This window comes from Bacteroides faecichinchillae JCM 17102, from assembly GCF_000614145.1.
Lineage (GTDB): Bacteria > Bacteroidota > Bacteroidia > Bacteroidales > Bacteroidaceae > Bacteroides > Bacteroides faecichinchillae.
On the sequence record NZ_BAKK01000003.1, the window covers coordinates 189493 to 196790 of the forward strand.

General features: G+C 37.2%; 7 protein-coding genes and 1 pseudogene. 6 read left to right on the forward strand and 2 right to left on the reverse strand.

Annotated features, from left to right (window positions below; genetic code table 11):
• Position 1: 1 nt before the first annotated feature.
• Positions 2 to 274 (reverse strand): helix-turn-helix domain-containing protein, encoded by a 273-nt coding sequence (locus JCM17102_RS02815; RefSeq protein WP_025073898.1) that lies wholly within the window; start codon positions 272 to 274, stop codon positions 2 to 4.
• A 167-nt stretch (positions 275 to 441) separates the two neighbouring features.
• Between JCM17102_RS02815 and JCM17102_RS02820 the strand changes: the two genes are divergently transcribed.
• From JCM17102_RS02820 to JCM17102_RS02845, 6 genes and pseudogenes are all read left to right on the forward strand, one after another.
• A complete protein-coding gene (locus tag JCM17102_RS02820; RefSeq protein WP_025073899.1) occupies positions 442 to 618 on the forward strand; it encodes a DUF4250 domain-containing protein in 177 nt (58 codons plus the stop codon).
• Positions 619 to 823: 205 nt separating this feature from the next.
• Entirely contained in the window at positions 824 to 1360 is a 537-nt protein-coding gene (locus tag JCM17102_RS02825; protein ID WP_025073900.1) for an RNA polymerase sigma factor, read from the forward strand.
• 4 nt (positions 1361 to 1364) lie between these two features.
• Positions 1365 to 1724 carry a hypothetical protein gene (locus JCM17102_RS02830; protein ID WP_025073901.1) on the forward strand — a complete coding sequence of 120 codons (360 nt, stop codon included), beginning with the start codon at positions 1365 to 1367 and terminating at the stop codon, positions 1722 to 1724.
• A gap of 26 nt (positions 1725 to 1750) precedes the next feature.
• On the forward strand, positions 1751 to 2323 hold the full coding sequence (locus JCM17102_RS02835; RefSeq protein WP_136498532.1) for a DUF4890 domain-containing protein: 573 nt from the start codon (positions 1751 to 1753) through the stop codon (positions 2321 to 2323).
• A gap of 44 nt (positions 2324 to 2367) precedes the next feature.
• A pseudogene (locus tag JCM17102_RS25925) lies at positions 2368 to 5134 on the forward strand (outer membrane beta-barrel protein).
• Positions 5135 to 5303: 169 nt separating this feature from the next.
• The gene (locus JCM17102_RS02845) at positions 5304 to 6875 is read left to right on the forward strand and encodes a ClC family H(+)/Cl(-) exchange transporter (protein ID WP_025073903.1); all 1572 of its coding nucleotides are present in this window, start codon (positions 5304 to 5306) and stop codon (positions 6873 to 6875) included.
• 54 nt (positions 6876 to 6929) lie between these two features.
• On the opposite strand, the gene JCM17102_RS02850 is transcribed toward JCM17102_RS02845, so the two are convergent.
• Positions 6930 to 7298, reverse strand: a 369-nt coding sequence (locus JCM17102_RS02850) for a hypothetical protein (protein ID WP_025073904.1), incomplete at its 5' end; no start/stop codon positions are given.

Consider the following 7298-nt stretch of genomic DNA (forward strand, 5'->3'; position numbering starts at 1 on the left):
ATTACAATATTTTTTTTACTTCATTAAGAGCATCTTTCGCAGCTGGTTCATCTTTAATTACGTTATAGACCTTATCCGCCAACCATAATTTTGCCAAAGAGTCTTTTTCAAGCCCATAGAATTTTTCAAGAACTGAGACATGTTCTTTTTTTAATGTGAATAGGCCATTTTCAATTTTGCTGTATGTTGCTGTATCTATGTCTAATATTGCTGCAAGTTTTCTCTGTGGTAAACCTGCATCTTCTCGTAATTGTTTTAAGCGTATTGCAAACATATATTTGAACTTTCCTTTTAAGAATGGTTTCTTCTTGAAGATATTATGCAAATGTACGAAATTACCTTGATTGTTATATCAATACAGCTTATCTTTTTTTATCAAACAGTTAGGCTATTTGGTAACTATGTAGTATTTTTGTACCAGATTTTAAAGAATAGATAAAGATGGAATTGCCCAAAGACCCGATGATATTGTTTAGTGTCATTAATATGAAATTGCGTGATTGTTATTCTTCACTTGATGAACTTTGTGAAGATATGCAAGTGAATAAGGTTGAACTTGTTAATACATTAAAAGCAGTAGGCTTTGAGTATAGTCAGGAACATAATAAGTTTTGGTAATCGTTTATATTGGAATTATTGTACAGACACTGAAAAATAGATTATTTGATGATTCTCTTTTTTTATATGTTCCCATGGTTGTTTATTAGAAACCATGGGAACCTTTGTAATAAGGCTCTATAAGTTAATAAATACAAAAGACTTCTTTTCAGATTTAACTTCGGCTTCTTTCTTCGTTCTAATCTAACAAAGCCCAGATGAACAGATGATAAACGAAAATAAGATCCGGGAAGCTTGTACCTCCAATCGCGATAGAGGATTCAAGTTGCTAATGGATAACTTTCAGGAACCGTTATATTATTATATTCGACGGATAGTAGTATCTCATGAAGATGCTGAGGATATATTACAGGAAGTCTTTATAAAAGTATTCCGTCATTTGGATCACTTTCGTAATGAAAGTTCATTGAGTACATGGATTTACAAGATTGCTACCAATGAATGTCTTCGCTTTTTTAATGCTCGTAAGGAAGGAGTGATTTCAGCGGAAGAAATACAAGAAGAACTGATTGGTAAATTGAAAACCTCTGATTATGTAGATTATGAAAACGAATTGGCAGTGAAGTTTCAAGAGGCCATCTTAAGTTTACCAGAAAAGCAACGGCTTGTTTTCAACTTACGTTATTATGACGAATTGGAATATGAAGAAATAGCACGCATTCTGGGTAGTAAGGTGGAAACACTCAAGGTGAATTATCACTATGCAAAGGATAAAATAAAGGAATATATAATAAATAGATAATATCATGGATAAAGATTTTGATTTTGACAATATTGGTAAGCAGACTCCATATCGTACTTCCGATAACTTCTTTGAGGAAGTTCAGCGGAGAGTCATGGTGCAAACCGGCATTGCGCAACGTCAGAAAAGACGTCGTTTGCAAATGATTGTAGCTACAACATTTGCTGTAGCAGCTGTGTTGGCAGGATTGCTGTTTGTGCCATCATTCCTTCCTGCGGATTCTCCATTGTCAGATACAAAAGTATTAGCTGTTGATAATGTAACTCTTTCTATCGATCCGGTAGATAATTGGATTAAGAATCTTTCAGATGAGGAGTTGGAAGAGCTCGTCAGCTTCTCTGAGAATGATATATTTTTAAATTAAAAAAGTGAATCAATTAAAAAGTCAGAATTATGAAGAAATTTATGTATGTAGCATTAGCTACGCTGTTAATAGGAAGCCAACTTTCTCTCTCTGCGCAGAATAAAGCCAACCAAGAGAAGAAACGCCCTACGCCTGAACAAATGATGCAGATACAGACCAACCAAATGGTAAGGGCACTGATGTTGGATGATGCCACAACTGCAAAATTTACTCCTATATATCAGAAATATATGAAAGAATTGCGTGAATGTCGCATGATGAACATTAAACCTAGAGTGAAGAAAGAAGCAACTCAAGATGCTGAGGCTAATAAAACTCCGAAGCCTGCAATGACTGATGCAGATATTGCAAAAATGTTGAAAGGCCAATTTGCACAAAGTCGTAAGATGTTGGATATCCGCGAGAAATATTATAATGAATTTAGCAAAATACTTTCTCAGAAGCAGATATTGAAATTATATCAGCAAGAAAAGAGTAATGCAAGTAAATTCAAAAAAGAATTTGATCGTAGAAAAGGGCAGAAACCGGGACAGAAACCTGGTCAGGGAGATCGTCAGAGACAACAAAAACAACATGTTCAACATCATTTACAGAAATAGGTTATTAGGTTTATTATAAATTACTTCCTCTAGATCAACACAAGGTGAGCATAGGCAGATATATCTATTCTTTTCAGTTTTGTTTGATTACTATTTATGTGATATTACTGAATAGCATGGATGTCTATGCTCAGTCCGGTAGCGAGAGTTTTGCCGGACGGGTGGTTGATACAGAAACACAACAACCGGTATCGTTTGCTACGGTCCGGTTGTTGTCATTTCCGGATAGCACGATGTTGGTAGGTGGTGCTACTGATGATAAAGGAATATTTAAACTGACTCCTTTCGAACACAAAACTACAAATGATTCAAAAGAGAAGGCAGATTCTCTGCTTTTACACGTTTCTTTTGTAGGATATAAAACCATTTATCGTATTATCCCCATCTCTTCTAAAATTTCAGTTGCCAATTTAGGAGATATCCATTTGTTTCCCGAAGTTTATGTTGGGAGAAGCGGTGATTGTCGGACAAGCACCTATGGCTATAACTGAGGGGGATACGACTGTTTTTAACGCCTCTGCATATCGCACTCCTGAAGGTTCGATGCTGGAAGAGTTGGTGAAACAACTGCCGGGTGCGGAAATAGACGAAGATGGTAAGATATTGATTAATGGAAAAGAGGTGAAGAAGTTTCTGGTAGATGGCAAAGAATTCTTTTTTGATGATCCGCAAGCTGCACTCAAAAATCTGCCTGTTGAAATGATAGAGAAACTGAAAGCCTATGAGAAGAAGTCTGACTTGGCACGTTTGACCGGAATAGATGATGGTGAGGAAGAAATGATTCTCGATCTCTCGGTGAAGAAGAATATGAAACAAGGTTGGAGGGAAAACTTCATGGCAGGAATGGGAAGCAAGGATCGCTATGAGGTGGCTAACACGCTAAATCGTTTTCGTGATAATTCCCAACTTACCGTTATCGGAAATCTAAATAATACGAATAATCAAGGTTTTTCGGAACTACAGAAAGAATCATCCAGTTCTAGTGGCAATGTTCGTGGTAAGAATGGTTTTACCACTTCCCGTTCATTAGGAGTCAATACTACTTATAACTGGAAGAATGTCGAGTTTCGATCAAATGTCCAATATATGGGAACGGACCGTTCTGAGAATAGCCGGACGACTATAGATAATTTCCTTCGCCAGGATAAATCAATTACAAATAGTACGAATAGCTCCTATACGAAAAATCATAATTTGGTTGCCAATGCTTATTTGGAATGGAAGATAGATACGGTTACCACTTTGATCTTTCGTCCACAATATAATTTAGTCAAGAACAACAGAGAGAATGTAGGTACTCAGGAGGGATGGGGAAATGATGTCTTATTGAATAAAAAAGAATCATCCGGAAGCACTAATAGTTCCCGTTATAATGTGGCAATGATGTTACAATTAAGCCGTAAACTCAATCAGCGGGGAAGAAATATTGCTTTGAAGGTAGATTATGGAACAAATACTTCAGCTACAGACAGAAGAAATCTTTCTACTACACGATATTTTAAAAATGATACAAAAAAGATCCAGAATCAAAAGATAGAAGATAATGCAGACGGATATAATTATCGATTACAGATGGTTTATGTGGAACCGTTGCCGTGGTTGCATTTTCTTCAATTCCGTTATAGTTATCAATATAAGGTGAATAATTCTGACCGTTTTGTCTACAACTGGGATAAGGAATTACAAGACTTCACTCCCGATTATGATGAGGATGCAAGTAACTGTTTCGAGAATCAATATAGTAATCATTTGTTGAATCTCTCCGTACGTACCAATCGTAAGAAATACGATTATAATGTTGGAGCAGATGTAGAGCCGCAGAAGTCAACCAGTCATTCTATTTTGAAGGATGCTCCGGAGAATCAGTTGGAAAGATCAGTCATCAATTTCTCTCCTACTGTTAATTTTCGCTATAAGTTTTCTAAACGCACTCGCTTGCAGATTGTATATAGAGGAAAAAGTCGTCAGCCCAATATTCGTGATCTTCAACCGGTAGTCGATCAGACAAACCCTTTATATATACGTGTTGGAAATCCATCGTTGAAGCCTTCTTACACAAACACGCTTACGATGAGTTTTAATTCCTATAATACGAAAACCCGTCGCAATATGGCTGCTGTTCTTTTGGCAGAAAATACAATGAATAGTGTAACCAATCAGGTGACTTATGACAATGAAACAGGAGTACGGACTACGACTCCCGTCAATATGAATGGAAACTGGCGTACTTCAGGATCTTTTTCTCTTAATAATCCTTTTAAGAATCGTAATTGGATCTTCCGTAACAATTCTAATTTCCAGTTTAGAAACCAGAATAGCTATACAACGATTAATAAAGAAGCACCTGTAAAAAGCTCCGTACAGCATCTCATGCTGCGAGAACGTTTGCAACTAACCTATCGTACCAAACAAATAGAAGTTTCTGCAAATGCCGGAATACGTTATAATAATTCATATAATAATGTACGAGAGATGCGGACGGAAACTTATGATTATCAGATGGGGGCTACTATGCAGCTTTATCTACCCTGGAATATGGAACTTTATAGTGACCTGAGTTATTTCATACGTGAAGGTTATGGTTACGAAGGACTTGCCCGGGAAAACTATATATGGAATTGCCAATTGACTAAAGCACTCCTGAAAAAGAAACAACTCCTGCTTCGTTTTAAAATCTATGATATTCTTCATCAAAATACTTCCCAGATACGTACGATTACCGCTACGTCTATTCGTGATGCGGATTATAATGCTTTGGGTTCTTACTTTATCGTGCATGCTATCGTCCGGTTAAATCTGATGGGAAGGTAACCAGGCATATTTTTCGTTTTTTAAATTCAATGAAGAGTAATCGTTATAGAAAACTTGCATAAAAAATAACTTTTCTCGGAAAACTTCGCTAGGTTTTGATTGTTCTATGTGTCACACGTATTATGTGATTCATCCATGTCGTGTGAGTCAAACAGTGAGAAATATGCGAATGTTTCAATATATAAAACAATTGAAAGATAATAAAAACTGGCGCGACATGAAACTGAAGTTGATTGATGCGCGACTTTACTTTGTCAGTATCTTTGTGGGGCTACTGACAGGGCTTATTGCTGCACCTTATCACTATCTACTTCAACTATTCTTTGATTTCCGTCACGATTTTTTTGATTCTCATCCTAAATGGTATTGGTATATCCCTCTTTTCCTGATCATGTGGGGCATACTTATTTTTGTTGCCTGGCTGGTAAGAAAAATGCCTTTGATTACAGGTGGAGGCATTCCTCAGACTCGTGGAGTAATTAACGGACGAGTTTCTTATAAACATCCTTTTATTGAATTGGTTTCTAAATTTGTAGGAGGTATTCTCGCATTGAGCACCGGACTGTCATTAGGGCGTGAAGGTCCCTCCGTACAGATCGGTTCTTATGTAGGATGTTTGGTTTCTAAATGGGGACATGTATTGGCAGGTGAACGTAAACAGCTATTGGCAGCTGGTGCAGGTGCCGGATTGGCAGCCGCTTTTTCTGCTCCATTAGCTTCTTCATTATTAGTTATTGAATCTATCGAACGATTTGATGCTCCTAAAACAGCTATAACAACTTTGTTGGCAGGAGTGGTGGCGGGGGGTGTAGCCAGTTGGATGTTTCCAATGAATGCTTATGCACATATAGATGCGGTAATGCCGGCTTTAACATTCTGGGGACAAGTGAAGCTTTTCCTATTGTTGGCTGCTGCTATTTCTGTTGCCGGAAAATTATTCTCTTTGGTGACACTCTACTTTAAACGCATATATCCGGCAATCAAACATCCCGTTTATATGAAGATGTTATACCTTCTTTTTATTGCTTATTTAATTTCGATGACAGAAGTCAATTTGACGGGTGGGGGTGAACAGTTTCTACTTTCTCAGGCGATGAATCCGGATACACAACTCTTATGGATTACGAGTATGATGATATTGCATCTGGTTTTTAGCGTCTTGTCTTTTTCTTCCGGACTTCCCGGTGGAAATTTTATTCCGACACTGGTAACTGGCGGACTCATCGGACAGATCATAGCTCTCATTTTAGTGCGTTATGGATTCATCAGTTACGAGCATATTAGCTATATAATGCTGATTTGTATGTCTGCTTTTTTGGTTGCCGTCATTCGTACTCCATTGACTGCTATTGTATTGATTACTGAGATTACCGGTCATCTGGAAGTTTTTTATCCTTCAATAGTGGTGGGCGGATTAACCTACTATTTTACCGAAATGCTGCAAATCAAACCTTTCAATGTGACGCTGTATGATGATATGATTCATTCTCCCGTATTCCAGGCGGAAGCCCGTTATACTTTGTCTGTAGAGGTTATGAGTGGTTCTTATTTGGATGGAAAACAAGTTGATGAACTTCGTTTGCCGGAGCGATGTATCATTATCAATATTCATCGTGACCGGAAAAACTGGCCTCCTAAAGCACAGCGATTAATGCCGGGTGATCAGGTACAGATAGAGATGGATGCGCAAGATATAGAGAAACTTTATGAACCGCTAGTCAGTATGGCAAATATTTATTAGTGACTATATTTTTATAGTTATAATTTGTTTTTTATGCGACATTATTATCACCCATCAATCTTCAAACCAAAATGCTTCCTCCACATCCTTAATATATTTCTCAATATTCTTATTCCCTTTTTTAGTAACCAGGAATGAGACAGTCAGATGCTCTCCCCATTTTGTCATCATCAAGTCCATCTTATGTGTATATTTACCCATGTATACGGATTTCTTGCTTTTAATCGGATAGGTAATCACGTACTGTGCGTTAAACGTTTCCTTTGCCTTTTCCGGTGGCCACATGGTTATTTTCTTTTTAATCTCTTGTATTTCTTTCTCTGTTATTTTTTTAAATGACATAGGGGTTACATTTAGCCTTTCCCTGATCCATTCAAACATACTTCTTGGCAATCCATCGATAGACTTGTTTGTTTTCATTTC